The organism is Natrialba chahannaoensis JCM 10990, assembly GCF_000337135.1.
GTDB lineage: Archaea > Halobacteriota > Halobacteria > Halobacteriales > Natrialbaceae > Natrialba > Natrialba chahannaoensis.
On the sequence record NZ_AOIN01000023.1, the window covers coordinates 101,263 to 119,339 of the forward strand.

Consider the following 18,077-nt stretch of genomic DNA (forward strand, 5'->3'; position numbering starts at 1 on the left):
CGAACCGTTCGAAACCGATATCCAATGGTCGAAAAAGCACGCCGCAAACCCGTCGACAGCGAGGGTCGTGAGACACCCGTTCCACAGTGGGAAGTGTTCGTTCGTGACGACCAAGACGAGCCGCTCCGACACGTCGGCAGCGTCGCAGCCACCGACGCCGACGATGCCGTCGACCACGCTGCGCGTCTCTTTGGCTGGTACGCCGAGGATCTCTGGGTGTGCCCCGCGGCAGCCGTCGAGCGGCGCTCGACGCGGCCGCTGGAAGCAGATCGCCCAGCCGAGGCGGACTCGGACAGCGCTGAACCCCGCGTCTACGAGGAAACCGAGGGCACACCACAGGTGACCGACCCGTGATCTCGCTCAGCAAACTCCTCTGTAACCGTTCCGCCGCCGGCGACGGCTTGCGTTACGACGACGCTGGGAACTCGAGTGCACCCCAGATCACGACGAGTGCCCAGTGCCGTCCGGTCGTCGTCTGGAACGTCACGCGCCGGTGTAATCTGTACTGTTCGCACTGCTATGCGGCCGCCGAGACCGAGCCGGCACCGGGCGAGTTCACCACGGGCGAGGGGAAGGCGTTCCTCGAGCAGTTGTCGGCGTACGACGTGCCGGTCGTGCTCTTCTCCGGGGGAGAGCCGCTCGTTCGAGAGGATTTGACCGAACTCGTGCAGTACGCATCCGAGATCGGACTCCGACCCGTGCTTTCGACGAACGGCACGCTGCTCACCCGCGAGCGGGCGACCGAACTTCGCGACGCCGGACTCCGGTATGCTGGCATCTCAGTGGACGGCCTGCCGGAGCGAAACGACGACTTTCGCGGACAGGAGGGCGCGTTCGACGCGGCGGTTCGCGGGATCGAAGCCTGCCTCGACGTGGGACTGAAGACCGGCCTCAGGTACACGATCACGGAGCGAAATGCCGCCGATCTCGAGGGCGTCGTCGACCTGCTGACCGACGTTGGCGTCGACCGATTCTGTTTCTACCACCTCGATTACGGCGGCCGCGGTGCGGAGATTGCCGACGTCGACCTCACGCCGCAGGCGAAACGCAAGGCGGTGGAGCGACTCTGTGACCTGACGCTGTCGTATCACGATCAGGGCGAGGAAATCGAGACGCTGCTCGTCGGCAACTACGCCGACGCGGCGTTTCTCGTCGAGTACGCACGCGACCGATTCGGCGAGGTGCGAGCGAGACGAATCTACGAGTACCTCGCGCGAAACGGTGGTGATCCGACGGGTGAACGGATCGCGGATGTCGATTACGAGGGAAACGTGCATCCGACACAGTTCTGGCAGGGGTACAGCCTCGGAAACGTTCGGGACCGACCGTTCGGCGAGATCTGGGAGGACGAGACGAATCCGCTCCTGACGGCGCTCCGAAATCGGACTGAACGGTTGACGGGACGGTGTGCGGACTGCCAGTACCAGTCGATCTGTCGCGGTGCCTCCCGGTTGCGCGCGCTGGCGACGACGGACGACCTTTTCGCGCCTGACCCGCAGTGTTATCTCACGGCTGAGGAACGCACTGGTGGGACAGGTGGCGTTGAGCTGGCGGAGTAGAACCGCCGGTAGAGGGTACTTTCCTGCGGTGAGCGAGATGTAGTAGAAAGTCTATCAGAGAAGTGACCGTCTGCCTCACTTCGAGAAACGCCAGCAGACACCTGTTCAGGATCGGTACAGAGGACGGTATCTGTGACCACAAGCTTCGTGTGACGGAGATTCACTCGTCCTCAAGCGCGGCATAAATATCTGCGTGGCGACGACCGTCGAGCTTTCCCATCTCGAGTGCAATCCGGTGGCGTTCCTCGTCGCTCTCGGCTGACTGATATCGTTCATACAGTCGGCGAACTTCGTCGTCAGTCGACGCCGAAGAATTGGTACTGGACGCCATGTCTGTGTTTCGAGTATGCATCGTGTCCCTTTATCAGTTGTGCCGAGCGCATGCTCGAAAGTAGATGACTGCTGTTTCGGTATCGACCGCCGCTTCGTCGATTGCGAACCGACGTAATAATGCGCGTATCTCGTCGCCGTATTCGAACGTATATCCGTTCAGTATATAAAAGACGACAACCGTTCGAAGAGCAGTTCGCTTGTTCCCATCGACGAAAGGATGGTTTGCAACGAGAAGCCGCATCAACTGCACAGCTTTTTCGTGAATTGTACTCGGTACTTCGCCAAAGAATCCGTCAGAAACGTACCGAATGGCGGATTCAATGTCATCCTCTGATCGAACACCTGGTTCTGTGTTATCTCCCTCTTCAACGATTTGCTGGTGAAGATCGAGAATGAGTTCGGCAGACGGATAGACGACATCGTTGCTCACTGGTATGACCCGTGTGTTGTTCGATAGTTGTCTCGAGTAATTACGTTATCTGAATCTGAACTGGAGTATTGGCATCATCGACGGTTGCCAACTAAACCGTTCCCAAACCGCGAGAACAGCCAGCGGATGAAAAGAACACGCGTTCCGAAGCCCCACCATGGGTCACGAGACGTCAGCGACAGACGACGAGATTAAAAACGCGGTGATCGACCGAACGCGAGAGGTCACAATCGCGGATGGCGACCCGGTCAGCGAACAACTCCTCGAGGACATCCGCGTCGAGGACGGCGTCGTCACGTTCACCGTCGCCTTCGAGCGACTGAACCGAACGCTGAGCGAACGCCTCACCGAACAGCTTCGCGGTGCCGGCCTCGCGACGACCGGCGTCGAACACGTTCGCGTCGAGGCAGCAGACGCGGAAGCCCCCGAGAGCGGACTGCCGGTCACCGGCGTTGGCTCACTGATCGCCGTCGGGAGCGCGAAGGGTGGTGTCGGAAAGACCACGGTCACCGCGGCCCTCGCGCGAGCGCTCGACGAATCCGGACTCGACATCGCGGTGTTCGATGCGAACGTCTACGCACCCGACGCACCGGACCTGCTCGGCGCAGCGGGACCGGTACAGACGACGCCGACCGGCCGGCCGGAACCCGTCGTCGCAGACGGCATCGAGGTCGTGAGCATGGAACTGATCGCCGATGACGGGCCGGTCGCCTGGCGCGGCGCGATGGTCCACGACGTGCTCAAAGATCTGCTCGGAAACGCACCCTGGAGCGACCGCGACGTACTGCTCGTCGACCTGCCACCGGGGATCGGCGATGCCGTCTACACGATCGTCCAGCAGGCACCACTCGACGGCGCACTGCTCGTCAGCACGCCGACCGACGCGGGCGCACGAGCAACGGAGCGGACGGGTGCCCTATTCACGGCGAACGACGTGGAAACGATCGGCGTCGTCCCGAACATGGTCGCGCCTGAGGACACCGACAACGGTAACGATCGCGATAACGAAATCGCAGGACCGTTCGACGCAACCGGCGACGACCTCCCCGACGAGATCCAGGAGAATGCAAGCGCGACGATCGATCCGATCCCGTTCGACCCGGCGCTTCGCGACCCGACGACCAGTTCGTTCGCCGAGCCATCGACACCCGGAGCGGCGGCTATCGCGGAGCTCGCGGACACCGTCGCCGCGTTCGCCGCCGGCGACGACGGACCACAGGTGCCGGACGACGCCGTCGATCTACGCGGACTGCCGGCTGAAACCGCCGCACAGCAGACGCTCACCGAACTCGCTCTCCGCGACGAGTTCGGCGTTCTCCTGCGCCACGATCCCGACGAGTTGATCACCACCCTCGAAGGTTCCCTCGGCAGCGCAACGCCGACACTCACGCGTGCGAACGTGGTGGATCTCGAACGCGACGGCTGGCTCGTCGAACTCGAGTTCGATCACGATTCGACTGCAGTCTCGGAGTCGCCGGCGTAGAGACGAACCGGGACGCAATCGATCTTCTTTCGCCGTCGACGCCTGTATCACAGGCGTCTCGTACCCCTATTTAAACACCCACAGTATCACGGGATTTGCGCCCGATATCCCCGACGGGCGGGAACAGAGTCCCCGGATTAAGCGGGTAACGGACCACGCTCAACCTGTATGGAACACAGACGACCGATACTCGGGCAGGAATCTAACTGGCCGACATGGACTGCGGTCGTATCGCACGCGGGGGCTCGAAGCGTCGCTACGGAGGTGAAGGTGGGACAATGAGTGATGATACTGACGCTGGCGTGGGTTCTGATCTCTCACTCACTCGGCGTGAACTCGGTGCTGCGGCCGCTGGCGTCGCCGGTGCGTCGGGGCTCGGACTGCTCGGCTATCGTCGCCTGACTCGTGATGGGGAGGTCGGAGCGGCCGACGATACGATGAACCCACTCGAGGAGTACCCGAATCAGGAGTGGGAAGACCACTACCGTGACGTGTGGGAGCCAGACGACTCCTACATGCTCACGTGTACGCCGAACGACACGCACAACTGTTTCCTCGAAGCCTCCGTCAAGAACGGGGAGATCACCCGTCTCGGTCCGTCGATGAACTATGGCGAGGCCGAAGACCTCTATGGGAATCAAGCCACCAGTCGGTGGGACCCCCGCGTCTGTAACAAGGGGCTGGCGATGATCGAACGGTTCTACAGCGATCGCCGCGTGAAGGCCCCAATGGTCCGTGAGGGCTTCATGGAGTGGTACGAGGACGGGTTTCCGCGCGACGACGACGGCTCGATGCCCGAAGAGTACGCCAACCGCGGCGAGGACGACTGGATCGAGGTCGACCACGAGGAGGCCTACGAGATCGCCGCAGAGGCGTTCATCGAGATCGCCGACCAGTATAGCGGTGAGTCGGGCATGCAGGCCCTGCTGGAACAGGAGTACGACGAGCGTGTTGTCGACCAGACCCAGGGAGTCGGCGTCCGGTCGATGAAGTTCCGCGGTGGTATGCCGCTGCTGGGCCCGATCAAGCTGTTTGGGCAATACCGAACGGCGAACTCGATGGCGCTTTTGGACCACCACGTCCGCGACGTGGACGAGGGCGAGGCGCTGGGCGCGGTCGGACTGGACAACTACTCGTTCCACACCGACCTGCCGCCGGGCCACCCGATGGTGACGGGTCAGCAGACGGTCGATTTCGACCTGGCGAACGTCGAGTACGCCGACCACGTGATCCTCTGTGGGATCAACTACCTGACAACGAAGATGGCCGACTGTCACTGGCTGACGGAAGCCAGGCTCAAGGGTACGAAGATCACGGGCATCTTCACAGACTACAACGCGACGGCGTCGAAGTGTGATGAACTGATCACGCTGCGGCCCGCGACCGACTCTGCGCTCTTCCTCGGCGCTGCACGGGTCCTCATAGAGGAAGAACTCTACGACGAGGATTTCGTCCGCCAGTACACGGACCTTCCGATGCTGGTTCGGCTGGACGAAGGCGAGTTCCTGCGGGCGAGCGACGTCTTCGAGGACCATGAACTCGGAGACCTAGAGAAGACAGCGACGGTCGCCGACGACGCCGACCGCCCCGGCGTCGACGTGACCGACATCGACGAGCAGTTCATCACCGAAGAGATGCGCGAGGAGTGGGGTGACTTCGTGGTCCGTGACGACGAGACGGGCCAGCTCGAGGTTGTCACCCGCGAAGAGATCGGCGAGTCGTTCGATGTCGCGGCGACCCTTGAGGGGACCTTCGAGGTCGAACTCGCCGACGGCGAGACCGCCGAAGTCCGCCCGGTCTTCGACCTGATCAAGGAACACCTCGTCGAGACCTGGGATCTCGAGTCGACCGCCGAGGTCACCGGAACCGAACCGGAGGCTGTCGAGAACCTTGCCCATGACCTCGCGGACAACCAGGAGGAAACGCTCATCCTGAAAGGGATGGGTCCGAACCACTACACGAATCAGGACCTCAAGGATCGCTCGGCATTCCTGATCGCCTCGCTGACCCAGAACGTCGGTAGCTTCAGCGGTAACATCGGGAGCTACGCGGGGAACTACCGGGCGGCGTACTTCAACGGCGTCTGGCAGTACACCCAGGAGAATCCCTTCGACCCCGAACTCGATCCCGACGCCGAAGCCGAGGTCGACGGCCGGTTCGACATGCAGTCGGCCCACTGGTACGCGAACTTAGATGAGCCCCTGGAAGTCGAAGGTGAGTACTTCCAGGGCGACTCGCACATGCACACGCCGACGAAGTCGGTGTGGATCGCCGGCTCGAACTCGTTCCTCGGGAACGCGAAGGGTGCCTACAAGATCATCGAAGACGCCCTGCGGACGGGGCGCATCGAGGCGTTCTTTACCAACGAGTGGTGGTGGACGATGACCTGCGAGTACTCGGACATCGTCTTCCCAGCGGATTCGTGGGCCGAACACAAGGTTCACGACATCACGGCCTCGGTGACGAACCCATTTGTCATCACGATGCCCGAGTCCGGGATCGACCGGATCTACAACACCCGAAACGACGCTCAACACTACAAGGGCGTCGCCCAGAAGCTCGCCGAGAAACTCGACGAGCCACGCTTCGAGGACTACTGGGAGTTCATCGACGAGGACGAGTACCAGGCAAAGCCGTACCTCCAGCGGATCATCGACAACTCGAACATGGTCAAGGGGTACGATGTCGAGGAATTGCTCGACGACGCCGAGGACGGGACGCCGGCGCTGATCATGTCCCGGACGTACCCCAAGTACGTCGGCAGTCGGCAGATTCAGGACGACGAACCCTGGTACACGAAGACCGGCCGGATGGAGTTCTTCCGCGAAGAAGAGGAGTTCGCACGGGCCGGGGAGAACATCCCGGTCCACCGCGAACCGATCGACGCGACCCCCTACGAGCCGAACGTCCTTGTCGACAACAGTGACAGCCCGGTCATCGATCCGGACACACCCGACGATCTCGGTTGGGCCGACGACGGCGTCGACGACACGAAGGCCCGGCAGGTCCGCAACGTAATCAAAACGCCGACCGAACTGCTCAACTCTAACCACCCGCTGACGGAACTCGCCGAAGGCTACGAGTACATCTACATGACGCCCAAGTACCGTCACGGGACCCACACCTTCGCGAATTCACTGCCGAACATCGCAGTCTGGTGGGGCAACTACGGTGATATGGACCGTGAGGACGAGCGGATGCCGTACTACGGCGAGGGCTACATCGAGATGAATCCCGAGGACGCCCGCGAAGAAGGGCTCGAGGACGGCGACTACGTCTGGGTCGATGCCGACCCGCAGGACCGTCCGTACCCTGAGTACGACCCCGATGAGGGCGAAGACGACTACGCCCGTGCGCTGATGCGGTTACGCTACCAGCCCGCGATGCCGGAAGGCGTCACCCGCAGTTGGATGAACGTCAACCAGACCTCGCACAAGACCTACGAAGCCCAGGAAGAGCGCGACGACGGGATGGCCAAGTCCGAGGACACCGACTACGTGTCGCTCTACCGGCAAGGCGGCCACCAGAGCGCGACGACGTCGTTCTTCCGACCGACCCGTCTGACTGACAGCATGCCCCGCAAGGATATGGCCGGACAGAACATCGCGGAAGGGTTCGCACCCGACGTCCACTGTGCCAACGGCGCGCCCAAGGAGGCCTTCGTGAAGATCGAGAAAGAAAGCGACGGCGGCACTGGCGGCGAGGGCGAGTGGGAACTCGTCGATCGCGGCATTCGACCGACAAACGAGGACGAGACGATGGAAGAGTACCTGAGCGGCGGCTTCGTGCAGACCTCGGACGACTGACAACGGCAGCAGCAACAACAAACACCTGGTGATCACAATGGCAGAAGTATACAATTGGCAGATCGGACGCGAGATGGACTACCCCTACGCGGAGGCGCGACCCGAGAAACAGTGGGGGGCAGTGTTCGACATCAACAAGTGTATCGCATGTCAGACATGTACGCTGTCGTGTAAGACGACCTGGACCCACGGCGAGGGCCAGGAGCACATGTTCTGGAACAACGTCGAGACCAAGCCCTACGGCTCCCACCCCATCGAGTGGGACAAGGAAATCCTCGACCGCCTCGGCGTGCAGGAGTGGCGCGAAGAGGATGGCGAGTACGTCTACGAGGGAGACACCATCTTCGAGGCGAACGATGTCGACTGGGATGAGATGGCCCCGGACGACGACCCGCAGAACCGCCACGGACAGGACATCGAGGGCTACATCCCAGACAGCGAAGACTGGGCACACCCTAACCTCGGGGAAGACGAACCGGCCGGCGAAACCTTCGAGTCCGATACGCACATCTCGGAGGACGAGGAGACCCACCCGATGTGGTTCTTCTACCTTCCCCGCGTCTGCAATCACTGCTCGTTCGCGGGCTGTGCCGGTGGCTGTCCCGTCCAGGCGGTCTACAAGCGCCAGGAAGACGGGATCGTCCTGATCGACGAGGACAGCTGTGAGGCGTTCCAGGAGTGTGTCCGGGCCTGCCCGTACGGGAAGTCCGTCTACAACCCCGAAGAAAGCGTCTCCCAGAAGTGTGTTGGCTGTTACCCCAAAGTCGAGGAAGGACTCGTCCCGCAATGTTTCGAAAACTGCCTCGGAAAAATTCGCCAGCACGGCTGGATCAACCCACCGGATGAAGCTGACTCCTCGAACCCGATCGACTACCTCGTCCACGACGCCGAGGTCGCCCTGCCGCTGTACCCACAGCTCGGCTTAGAGCCAAACGTCTACTACATCCCGCCGATCAACGTCCCCGACGACTACCTGATCCAGATGTTCGGTCCACGCGTCGCGGACGCAAAGGAGACCTACCAGGCCGCCCGCCGCGGCGACGAGGAGTACCGCAAACTCCGCGGCCTACTCCATCTGATGGGCTCCACCGAATGGCGCGTCGAGGAGTTCGACGTGACCGACGAGGAAGCCATCGGCTACGACGAGGACGGCGAAACCGTCGCCCGCGTTCCGATGGAAGAACCACAGTACGAGCGCGAGCGCTTCGACGAGGACAACAACGCCTACCGACTCGACATCACGTGATCGAAGACCATGACGACACCACCAACACGCGATCCAACCGAGATGCCCAACGCAGCCGACAGCAACTCCAAAACCGCACGCGAGTCCGTCCATCGCGCGCGCCTCTACAAACTCCTCTCCCTGGCGTTCGACCGCCCGGGCGAGACACTCGAGTCGGCGCTCGTCTCGGGGACGTTCGACGAGCAGCTACTCGAGTCCGCGGCGGTGCTCGATGGGGACGTGACTGACGAAAGTGAAGAAAACGATCCAACCACCGACGCCCACGGCGATCTTCACGACGCCGCAACAACTGTCGTCGACGCAAGTCCAGCCACGCAGGAAGCCGTCGACGAGCACTACAGCACGTGGACCTCGCTGTTCGGCTTCGAGACCGGCGGCGACATTCCGCAGTACGAAATCGAGTTCAGTCCGGGAACGCTGGTCACGAGCACGGATACCCTATCCGATATCGCGGGCTTCTACGACGCGTTCGGGCTCTCGCTCGCCGAAGATCGACGCGAGCGCGTCGACCATCTCTGCATCGAACTCGAGTTCGTCTCGCAGTTGGCGCTGCAGACGGCGGCGCTTGCAAAGAAGGGCGACGAGACGGGTATCGAAATCGTGACCGATGCACAGGGGTCGTTTATCGAGGATCATCTCGGGCGGTGGCTCCCGCGGTATCGGGAGGCGATTGAGGATGCCGACGTGGGTGACGACGGTAGTAGCAGAGACGAACAAGAAGGCCGAAACAAACCAGACGAGACGGCGTTCTACGACGCACTGGCTGTACTCGCCTGCCAACTCGTCGAACGCGACGCGGACCGGTTCGCTGTCGAACCGGACGTGTTCGCGGAGACGCCGGCAGAACCGTCGCCACTCGAGGGACTCACCAACAGTGAGGGAGAAGTCGACTTCCGATGTGGGACGTGTGGCTCGGGTGCGGGGCCGTCGTCGGCACCAGCAACAGAGCCAGGTCCAGAACCCCAGTTGCCGATGGGGAACCGAGAGGGGCCGTACTGAAAAGCCAGCACCGGCCACACGGTCCGCTGCCAGACCGTGACGAAACGGTATACGGTATCGACCCGACAATCGGAGACATACCTTCCAGTTCCCGTCCAATGCAATCGCTAACGCCATCGATCATCTCACACGGTGCGCTGCAGGCGCACTCGCGAACGCTCGTCAAAACGCTCACTTATCGGCTCCTGATGGTACTGGTGACCATCACGGTCGCCTTTCTCGTCACTGGGAATGGCTCGGATGCCGTCAATATCGGCATCGCCGCGAACCTGCTGAAAACGGGGACTTACTACGGGTACGAGCGCCTCTGGGCGCACATCTCGTGGGGTCTCGACGATGGGTGAGCAGGAGCGAGACTAGGAGTCAGAACAGCGAAATCCGCACACATACGGCAAAGGCCGTCCCAGAAGAACTATGAAGGTACTCGGACTCGTCGGCCACAGCAACTCGGGGAAAACAACCCTCGTCGAGCGTTTGCTCCCCGAATGTTCGAAGTACGGCCGCGTCGGGACCGTCAAGTCGATCCACCACGATATCGAGGTCGACACTCCGGGAACGGATACACACCGACATGCGAGCGCGGGCGCAGAGACCGTCGTCGGCATCACGCCGTCGACGACGTTCGAAATTACGAATCGTGGGAAGCAGACCGACGGTTCGAATGGGAACGGAAACGGAAACGGAAACGGAAACGAGAACGGAGCCACCACCGAACTCGCCCCGCTTCGAACCACACTCCAGCGGTTACAGGCACGGGGGTACGACCTCGTCCTCGTTGAAGGCTTTCGACAGGCTCGGTGTCCAAAACTCGTCGTCGGTGAAACCGTCCCCGACGGAACAGCACCCCGAATCATCGAGCAGATCACCGAACCAGATGCTGTCGACGTCGCGAGGCTCGCCGAGAGCGTTTGCGGTCTCGGCGACTGAACTCAAGTACTGACACTGACCGTCAGCACACGACAGTCGCTGGTCGAGTGCCTACTACTCTCCCAGAACTGAATCAAGAAGCGTCCGCTGAGCAGCAGCAAGATGCTCGGTAAACGTCGAGGAGGTGATCTCGAGTGCATCTGCGACCTCGGTCGCATTCGCTCGCTTCGGGTACTCAAAGTAGCCCAGTTCGTTCGCCGTCTCGAGTACCTCTCGCTGGCGAGCGGTGAGTGCGGATCGGTCGACGAACACGAGATCCTGCTCGGAGCTGTCGGGACGGGCCTGGACGAGCCGTTGGACCGTAACGTCGGCGTAGCGCTCCTGGAGTTTGCCGACGATCTGCTGGAGGACATCGGTGCTCGGCACGTGAAACACGAGAACGAGCGCACCGTCATCCGTGTGGACATCGACGACCGGCGCGTCGAAGCGCTCGACACACTCACAGGGGCAGCCACGGCCGAACTCGCGGGTGAAGCGATAGACCGTCTGCGAGCCATCCGAAAAGAGGACCTGCAGGTTGTCGGCTGAGGCGTCATCGTTCGACGCTGAGACAATCACAGTGGACTCGGCGTGGGAACTGTCCTCAACGAGGAGTTCTTCAGTTACCGTCTCGCCCGTCGACGGATCGACACTCTTTGAGATCGAACGGCTGCTCATCCCCTCCTCGGCAGAGAGCTGTGCTGCCGGACAGTCGTCCGGGTCCTCGACCATCAGTGTCGCTCGAATACCCGTGCTCATACACTTACTAAGACGTGTCAGTACCGAAGACACACGCCCACCATATGGTGGGTCCCTTATCTGTGAAATTACCGGCCTGCCGGCACGTCAGCGGTCTGTGACACAGCGACGGGAGCCGTCGTGCCCCGGGTAGCGCATTAACACACTCCATAGCGTACCGAGCCTATGCCACGCGAGACGGTCGCCGAGTTCACGATTCACTCCGTACAGGTGCTCGCCGAGGACGGAACGATCGACGCGGAACTCGTCCCATCACTCACCGACGACGAACTACTCGAGTGCTACACGGCAATGAAGCGCGCCCGCCGCCTCGACGAGCGTGCGATTTCACTGCAGCGGCGAGGCGAACTCGGAACGTACGCCCCCGCGATCGGACAGGAGGCCGCCCAGATCGGCAGCGCATTCGCGCTCGCCGCGGACGACTGGGTCGTCCCCTCCTTTCGCGAACAGCCGGCGCTGCTCGTTCGCGGTACCTCGCCGCAGTCGGTACTCGAGTACGCGATGGGGATGGAGGAGGGAGCGGAGATACCAGCGGATGCAAACGCACTGCCGCCGGCGATCCCGGTCGGGAGCCAGCCGCTGCACGCCGTTGGCGTCGGCTGGGGCGAATCGATTCAGGGGCGGCCGAACGTCGCGCTCACGTACTTCGGGGACGGTGCGACCAGCGAGGGAGACGTCTACGAGGCGTTGAACTTCGCAGGCGTCTACGACGCGCAGACGGTGTTTGTCTGTCAGAACAACCGGTACGCGATTTCGACCCGACTCGAGGACCAGACCGCAGCGGAGACGCTGGCCCAGAAAGCGGTCGCCGCCGGAATCGACGGGATACGGGTCGACGGCAACGACGTACTGGCTGTCTACCGGGTCGTCTCGGAGGCGATCGAGCGAGCGAGACAGGGCGAGCCGACGCTCGTCGAAGCGCTCACCTACCGGCGGTCGATGCACACGACCTCGGACGATCCATCGGTGTATCGCGATCCCGAGGAGGCCGACGAGTGGGAGGCACGGGATCCCATCGTTCGGTTTCAGGTGTTTCTCGAGGAGCAGGGAATTCTCGACGCGGACACGAAAGCGCAGATCGACGACCAGGTTGAGACGGAGATCGCCGAAGCAATCGGACAGGCGAACGAGCGCCGGGAGCGCCTTGACCCGGCGGACCTGTTCAAGTACGTCTACGCAGAGCAGCCGCCGGAACTCGAGCGCCAGGCCGCGGCCTTCGAGGGTGATCGAGATGACTGAGCGGCTCCGCGTCGTCGAGGCCGTCCGCGAAACGCTCCGCGAGGAACTCGCAGCCGACGACAGTGTCGTCGTCTACGGCGAAGACATCGGGCGGGCAGGCGGCGTGTTTCGGGCGACTGAGGGACTGCTCGAGGCGTATCCCGACCGGGTGTTCGATGCGCCAGTCGCGGAGGCAGGTATCGTCGGCGTCGGCGTCGGACTCGCCGCAACCGGGTTGCGGCCGGTCGCCGAAATACAGTTCCAGAGCTTCCTCTACCAGGGATTCCACCAGCTCGTCCAGCACGTCGCCCGCATGCGGAGTCGCACGCGCGGGACGGTCACCTGCCCGATGACCATCCGGATGCCATACGGCGGCGGCATCCACGCACTCGAGTTGCACTCCGAGAGCTTCGAGGCCGGGTTCGCCCACGTGCCGGGTCTGACGGTGGTCATTCCTGCCTCACCGGCGGAAACGGCGGGATTGCTCAGATCCGCGATCCGGTCGCCGGACCCGGTCGTCTTCATGGAACCGACACGGCTGTACCGCTCGGTTCGCGAGGAGGTTCCGGACGAGCACGAGATTCCCCTCGGCGAGGCCCGGGTCGTCGACACCGGCGAGGACGCCACCGTGATCGCCTGGGGCTCGATGCTACGGGAGACGCTGGACGCTGTCGACAGTGTCGAGAACGAGACCGGTGCCAGTATCGAGGTGATCGACCCGCGAACGATTTCGCCGCTCGACACCGAGACCATCATCGAATCGGTGCAAAAGACCGGCCGGTGTGTGGTGGTCCACGAAGCGCCGAAAACGTCGGGGATGGCTGGCGAGATTATCGCTCGACTCAACGAGGAGGCGTTCTTCTACCTCGAAGCGCCGGTCGAGCGCGTTACCGGGTACGACGTGCCGGTGCCGCTGTTCGCCCGCGAGGACGCCTTCCTTCCCGACCGCACTCGAATCGAGGCGGGAATCGAGCGGGTACTCGAGAGTTAAGAACCGACTCATCCATGAACACAATCTGTCGGGCACGCCACCGAAGCTTCTCGCCACCGCACCATCTGCTGGTTTGACGTGTTATCACCATCTTCGGTGTGTGCTTGCGTATCAGCTGTCTATGATGGCCCGAAGCAGCACCGAATTCGAACCAAAATAAGCGGATAGGGTTGAATGCCAAACAGCAACGGAACGGAATGGAACAGCGCTCGACTTAGCCGAGCAGTCCGACTCCGTTCGCGATACCGCTTTCAAACGGGTTCGCACCGAGCGCTGCTCCAGGTGATGCCCCATCGAAACCGCCCGGGTCTGCTGGGAAGGCGACTTCAGCAGCGTCATCAACCGTCACTTCACCGTCGGCCATCTCCTGCAGCGTCGAAACCGTATACTGGTAGGTTCCCGGTTCCGTCTCCGCGTCGATCTCATGGATGAGCGTCACCGTGTCGGATTCGCCACCCTCGAGTTCGAGCGATTCCATCGAGTCGATACCGGCCTCGCGGAGTTCAGCCACAGACTCCGCATCTTCGAGGTCGCTCATCGCGGAGTCCCAGAACAGGAAGATATCCTGCTGATCCGCTTCGTCGCCGGTATTCGTGATCGTCGCGTTGACCGTCAGTTCATCACCCGCGTCGACGGATTCAGGTCCGTCAACGTCACTCACTTCGAAGTACGCTGGCTCCGGCTCGCCCGCGTCTTCGACAGTCGTCTGTGCCGTCGCGGAGTCGTTCTCGGACGAGACAGCGTGCTCGTACGTGCCTTCATCCGCTGGGAGTTCGGTGGTGAACTCGAGTACCGTCGACTCCGCTGCGTCGAGCGAGACGGTCTCGTTGGTGACAGTCTCATCGTCGAACGCGTAGGTCGCCGTCTGCGTGCCGGCGTCGTCGCCGGTGTTTTCGATCGTGGCGGTGATCGTGACGTTCTCGCCAGGTTCAGCGTCTGTCGGTGCATCAAGTCCGGTGACGTTGAAGACGGGTTCGCCGTCGTCTTCGTCGCCCTCGATCGTGATGACCGTCGATTCGACCTCGTCAGCCGAGATGCCGTGTTCGTACTCGCCTGGTTCGTCATCGGCTCCGACCTCGTAGGTAAACTCGACCGTCGTCGACTCGCCGCCCTCGAGTGTGACCGTCTCGGCCAGTTCAGGCTGGTAGTCGATAACGTCAGTGCCGAAGTCAGTGCCCGGCGGGAAGTAGAACGCCGTTCGAGTGTCTGCCTGCTCGCCGGTGTTCGTAACNCAGTTCAGGCTGGTAGTCGATAACGTCAGTGCCGAAGTCAGTGCCCGGCGGGAAGTAGAACGCCGTTCGAGTGTCTGCCTGCTCGCCGGTGTTCGTAACCGTCGCGTTGACAGTGATCTCCTCGCCCTGCTCGGCCGTGTCAGGTGCTGCGAGGTCATCGACCTCGAAGTAGGTGCCGAGCGTGAGGTTTGCGGTCGTCGTCTCGCCGGTTTCGACCTCGACGAACTCGATGTTCGAGTCGTCGTANGTCATCGACCTCGAAGTAGGTGCCGAGCGTGAGGTTTGCGGTCGTCGTCTCGCCGGTTTCGACCTCGACGAACTCGATGTTCGAGTCGTCGTACCCGTCAGCGATCGCGCGGAGCGCGTTCGTGCCAGGCGTGACGTCCTTGATCTCGTAGGAGCCGTCCTCGGCGGTCGTCACGTTGAACGCGCCGTCATCGGCGTCAACCACGTTCGCGTCAGCAATTGGGACGCCAGCGGCNTGCCTTCGATCGAGCCAGCGGTGCGGTCGACGACGAAGTTCACATCGTCAACGTGTTCACCGGGTGCGACGGAAACGATCTCGTCGAGTTCGTAGCCCGGCGGTGTGTCGACGACGTTGACGACGTACGTGCCAGCAGAGACATCCGCGAGTTCGTACGAGCCGTTCTCGTCGGTCGTCGCCTCGTGGACATCGCCGTCAGCGTTCTCGGCGACGATCGTCGCTCCCTCGACGGGTGCGTCGTCGTCGCTCGCAGTGACCTCACCGGTGATGGTGCCAGGAAGCTGTTCGAGACCAACGTCGACCGTGACGACGTCGTCTTCGGGAACCTCGACGGACTCGGTGTGGGCCGCGAAGGTCTCGGCGTCAACCGTCAGGTTGTGTTCGCCAGCAGGAACGTTCTCGAGGCCGAATTCACCGTCGGCGTCGGTCACGTTCGTGTACGTTTCGGTGCCAGCTTCGAGTTCAACGCTGGCGTTTGCGATCGGTTCGTCGGTGACATCGTCGGAGACCGTGCCCTTGACGTTCCAGTTCGGTCCGTCGTCAATGGTGAACGGTACAGTTGCAGTGTCGTCCTCGCTCTCGACGACGTGGTGCCACTCGAGTTCCCCGTCATCTTCGGCGAGCGTGTTCGTGAATTCGACGGTGGCCGATTCGTTCGGTTCGAGCGAGACGACCTCGCTCGTGTGGTCAATTGCGGCAGCTGGGGCCGCATGGTTGTCGACGTATTCGACGGCGTTCGCCATGATAGCGTTCGACTCATCGCTGAAGTCCGCGTTCGAAATGAACGAGGAACGACCGAAGGCGGCGAGCAGAACGTGGTCGTCGTCCTCGCTCACGCCGACTGCGGCACCATCTGGTCCAGTGTCGCCAACATCTGCGATGCTCTCGCCGCTGTAGCCGTCGAACCACGCACGGTCGGCATCGGACGCGTCGTGAAGTTCGATCGTCTCGCCCGCAGTAGCGACGCCGTCGAACAGCGCGTGGTTGTCGGTGATGTCGAGCATAATCGGTGCGGAGCCGCTGAAGCTAGTCTCGACAGCCGATGGGTCGTCAGTGGCTTCAGACAGGTCGCTCACCGAGCTGGAGCTACTGCCCCAGTTCTCGAGGTAGACGACACCCTGGTCGTCTGCGAGTTCGTCGAGGAACGCATCGACGTCTGCGTCGTCGAAGTCGTTGACAACGAAGACATCGTGGGCGTCGACCTCGTCGAGCAGATCGGCTGCGTTGACCGTCTGCACGTCGTAGGAGTCACCGAGTTCGTCCTGGAGCGTATCGGCCAGGTTGTCCGCGCCGGCGACGAGTTCGTCGAGGTCGACCTCGTCAACACCACGGTCTGCAAGTTCCTCGCGGAGTTCTTCTTCGTCAACGTCGCCGTCGACGACCGCAACGTCAGTTTCGCCTTCCGTGACATCGTAGGCGATCATCTGTTCGCCCGGCGCGTCGCCGGAGTTCACGACATCTGCACTGACGTTGTAGGTCTCGCCGGGTGCGAGTTCCTCAGGTGCGTCGGTAATGTCGACGCTGAAGAACGGTTCGAGGATGTCGATCGCGGCGGTTGCCTCGTCATCCTCGGTAAAGACACCGTGGTCATAGGTTCCTTCAGTGACGTTCTCTGTGTCGACATCGAAGGAGACCGTCGCGTTCTCGTCGGGTTCGAGCGTGACGTTCTGTGCGTCCAGTGCGTTGCCGAGGTCGTCGAAGCGATACTCGACGGACTGGGTGTCGTCGACGTTGCCTGTGTTTGCAACGTCTGCGCTGACGGTGATTTCGTCACCGCGGTCGGCTTCATCGGGTGCGTCGAGGTTCGAAACTTCGAACTCCGAGGATAGCACGGTGAACGCGTCGCTCGCGTCGTCATCCTCCGTCGCAACAGTGACGGTGTGCTCGCCAGCGTCGAGGTCGCTCGCGTCGAGGTCGAACGTAATCGTCGTCTCTGCTGGGTGGTCAACCGGGTCGTCGACGCCAGGTGCTGCCATGTCGACGGCTTCGGTTGCGGCTGGGTCGTCAGCGTCGTTCAGGTAAAGCGCAACCTCCTCGACTGCACCCNTCGTCGACGCCAGGTGCTGCCATGTCGACGGCTTCGGTTGCGGCTGGGTCGTCAGCGTCGTTCAGGTAAAGCGCAACCTCCTCGACTGCACCCTCTTCACCGAGGTTCTCGAGATCGACAGTGACCTCGAACGTCTCGCCATCGTCGACTTCGGCGGGCACGTCGAGTCCCGTGATGGCGATTTCACCCTCGTCGAGCGTTCCCTGCACCTTCTGCTGGAGCAGGTTCAGGTCGTCCGTCGTCACCGAGCCATCGCGGTCCAGGTCCGCGAGGTCCTCACTGAACGGCTCGGGGTCCATATCCTGGAGGTACTGCTGGGTCAGCTGTACGTCCTGCACCGTCACATCGCCGTCCTGGTCGACGTCACCGAGTTCGTACTCGAGTGCACCGGCGGCGACTTCGTCGACAGCGGCGTAGGCGTCGACGATGCCGTGGCCGTAGCGGGTGTCTTTCTCGTCGGGTTCGCCGTCATGCTTCCAGGCGGTCTCCTCGAGTGTCTCCTCGATTTCCTCCTGGGTGAGGTCGTCGTTGGCCGAGAGCATGAGGGCGATCACACCGGAGACGTGGGGTGCGGCCATCGAGGT

The 18,077-nt window shown here is 62.2% G+C and carries 17 protein-coding genes; 10 read left to right on the plus strand and 7 right to left on the minus strand.

Annotated elements, in window-relative coordinates; translation table 11 throughout:
- Positions 1–24 precede the first annotated feature (24 nt).
- Both C482_RS03305 and C482_RS03310 read left to right on the plus strand, forming a co-directional pair.
- On the plus strand, positions 25–354 hold the full coding sequence (locus tag C482_RS03305) for an Htur_1727 family rSAM-partnered candidate RiPP (protein ID WP_006166067.1): 330 nt from the start codon (positions 25–27) through the stop codon (positions 352–354).
- Complete coding sequence (locus C482_RS03310) at positions 351–1,559, plus strand: TIGR04347 family pseudo-SAM/SPASM protein (protein WP_006166068.1); 1,209 nt, start codon at positions 351–353, stop codon at positions 1,557–1,559. The genes C482_RS03305 and C482_RS03310 overlap by 4 nt, the downstream gene beginning before the upstream one ends.
- A 160-nt stretch (positions 1,560–1,719) precedes the next feature.
- On the opposite strand, the gene C482_RS21725 is transcribed toward C482_RS03310, so the two are convergent.
- Both C482_RS21725 and C482_RS03315 read right to left on the minus strand, forming a co-directional pair.
- Complete coding sequence (locus C482_RS21725) at positions 1,720–1,890, minus strand: hypothetical protein (RefSeq protein ID WP_006166069.1); 171 nt, start codon at positions 1,888–1,890, stop codon at positions 1,720–1,722.
- A 33-nt stretch (positions 1,891–1,923) separates the two neighbouring features.
- Positions 1,924–2,322 (minus strand): type II toxin-antitoxin system death-on-curing family toxin, encoded by a 399-nt coding sequence (locus tag C482_RS03315; protein WP_006166070.1) that lies wholly within the window; start codon positions 2,320–2,322, stop codon positions 1,924–1,926.
- A gap of 157 nt (positions 2,323–2,479) precedes the next feature.
- Between C482_RS03315 and C482_RS03320 the strand changes: the two genes are divergently transcribed.
- The 6 genes from C482_RS03320 (at position 2,480) to C482_RS03345 (ending at position 10,783) form a co-directional block, all read left to right on the plus strand.
- A complete protein-coding gene (locus C482_RS03320) occupies positions 2,480–3,805 on the plus strand; it encodes a P-loop NTPase (protein ID WP_006166071.1) in 1,326 nt (441 codons plus the stop codon).
- Positions 3,806–4,083: 278 nt separating this feature from the next.
- Entirely contained in the window at positions 4,084–7,611 is a 3,528-nt protein-coding gene (locus C482_RS03325; protein WP_006166072.1) for a molybdopterin-dependent oxidoreductase, read from the plus strand.
- A 37-nt stretch (positions 7,612–7,648) separates the two neighbouring features.
- Positions 7,649–8,857, plus strand: coding sequence for a 4Fe-4S dicluster domain-containing protein (locus C482_RS03330; RefSeq protein ID WP_006166073.1), 1,209 nt, complete (start codon positions 7,649–7,651; stop codon positions 8,855–8,857).
- A 9-nt stretch (positions 8,858–8,866) separates the two neighbouring features.
- Entirely contained in the window at positions 8,867–9,856 is a 990-nt protein-coding gene (locus C482_RS03335) for a TorD/DmsD family molecular chaperone (protein WP_006166074.1), read from the plus strand.
- Positions 9,857–9,954: 98 nt separating this feature from the next.
- The gene (locus tag C482_RS03340; RefSeq protein ID WP_006166075.1) at positions 9,955–10,200 is read left to right on the plus strand and encodes a DUF2061 domain-containing protein; all 246 of its coding nucleotides are present in this window, start codon (positions 9,955–9,957) and stop codon (positions 10,198–10,200) included.
- 70 nt (positions 10,201–10,270) lie between these two features.
- Positions 10,271–10,783, plus strand: coding sequence for a molybdopterin-guanine dinucleotide biosynthesis protein B (locus C482_RS03345; RefSeq protein ID WP_006166076.1), 513 nt, complete (start codon positions 10,271–10,273; stop codon positions 10,781–10,783).
- A 54-nt stretch (positions 10,784–10,837) separates the two neighbouring features.
- Here the strand turns inward: C482_RS03345 and C482_RS03350 are convergent, their stop codons facing one another.
- On the minus strand, positions 10,838–11,521 hold the full coding sequence (locus C482_RS03350; RefSeq protein WP_006166077.1) for a helix-turn-helix domain-containing protein: 684 nt from the start codon (positions 11,519–11,521) through the stop codon (positions 10,838–10,840).
- 165 nt (positions 11,522–11,686) lie between these two features.
- Between C482_RS03350 and pdhA the strand changes: the two genes are divergently transcribed.
- Both pdhA and C482_RS03360 read left to right on the plus strand, forming a co-directional pair.
- Positions 11,687–12,760: a pyruvate dehydrogenase (acetyl-transferring) E1 component subunit alpha gene (gene pdhA, locus C482_RS03355; RefSeq protein WP_006166078.1), complete on the plus strand. Its 1,074-nt coding sequence runs from the start codon at positions 11,687–11,689 to the stop codon at positions 12,758–12,760.
- Positions 12,753–13,730, plus strand: coding sequence for an alpha-ketoacid dehydrogenase subunit beta (locus C482_RS03360; RefSeq protein ID WP_049896445.1), 978 nt, complete (start codon positions 12,753–12,755; stop codon positions 13,728–13,730). Before pdhA ends, C482_RS03360 begins: the two co-directional genes overlap by 8 nt.
- Positions 13,731–13,944: 214 nt before the next feature.
- On the opposite strand, the gene C482_RS22790 is transcribed toward C482_RS03360, so the two are convergent.
- The 4 genes from C482_RS22790 to C482_RS22805 all read right to left on the minus strand — a co-directional run bounded on the left by C482_RS22790 (position 13,945) and on the right by C482_RS22805 (position 18,071).
- Positions 13,945–15,120: a CARDB domain-containing protein gene (locus tag C482_RS22790; RefSeq protein WP_049896435.1), complete on the minus strand. Its 1,176-nt coding sequence runs from the start codon at positions 15,118–15,120 to the stop codon at positions 13,945–13,947.
- Entirely contained in the window at positions 15,117–15,413 is a 297-nt protein-coding gene (locus C482_RS22795; protein WP_049896436.1) for a carboxypeptidase-like regulatory domain-containing protein, read from the minus strand. The genes C482_RS22790 and C482_RS22795 overlap by 4 nt, the downstream gene beginning before the upstream one ends.
- Positions 15,380–17,422 (minus strand): carboxypeptidase regulatory-like domain-containing protein, encoded by a 2,043-nt coding sequence (locus C482_RS22800; RefSeq protein WP_049896437.1) that lies wholly within the window; start codon positions 17,420–17,422, stop codon positions 15,380–15,382. The genes C482_RS22795 and C482_RS22800 overlap by 34 nt, the downstream gene beginning before the upstream one ends.
- A 28-nt stretch (positions 17,423–17,450) precedes the next feature.
- On the minus strand, positions 17,451–18,071 hold the full coding sequence (locus tag C482_RS22805; protein ID WP_049896438.1) for a S8 family serine peptidase: 621 nt from the start codon (positions 18,069–18,071) through the stop codon (positions 17,451–17,453).
- Between the last annotated feature and the right edge of the window lie 6 nt (positions 18,072–18,077).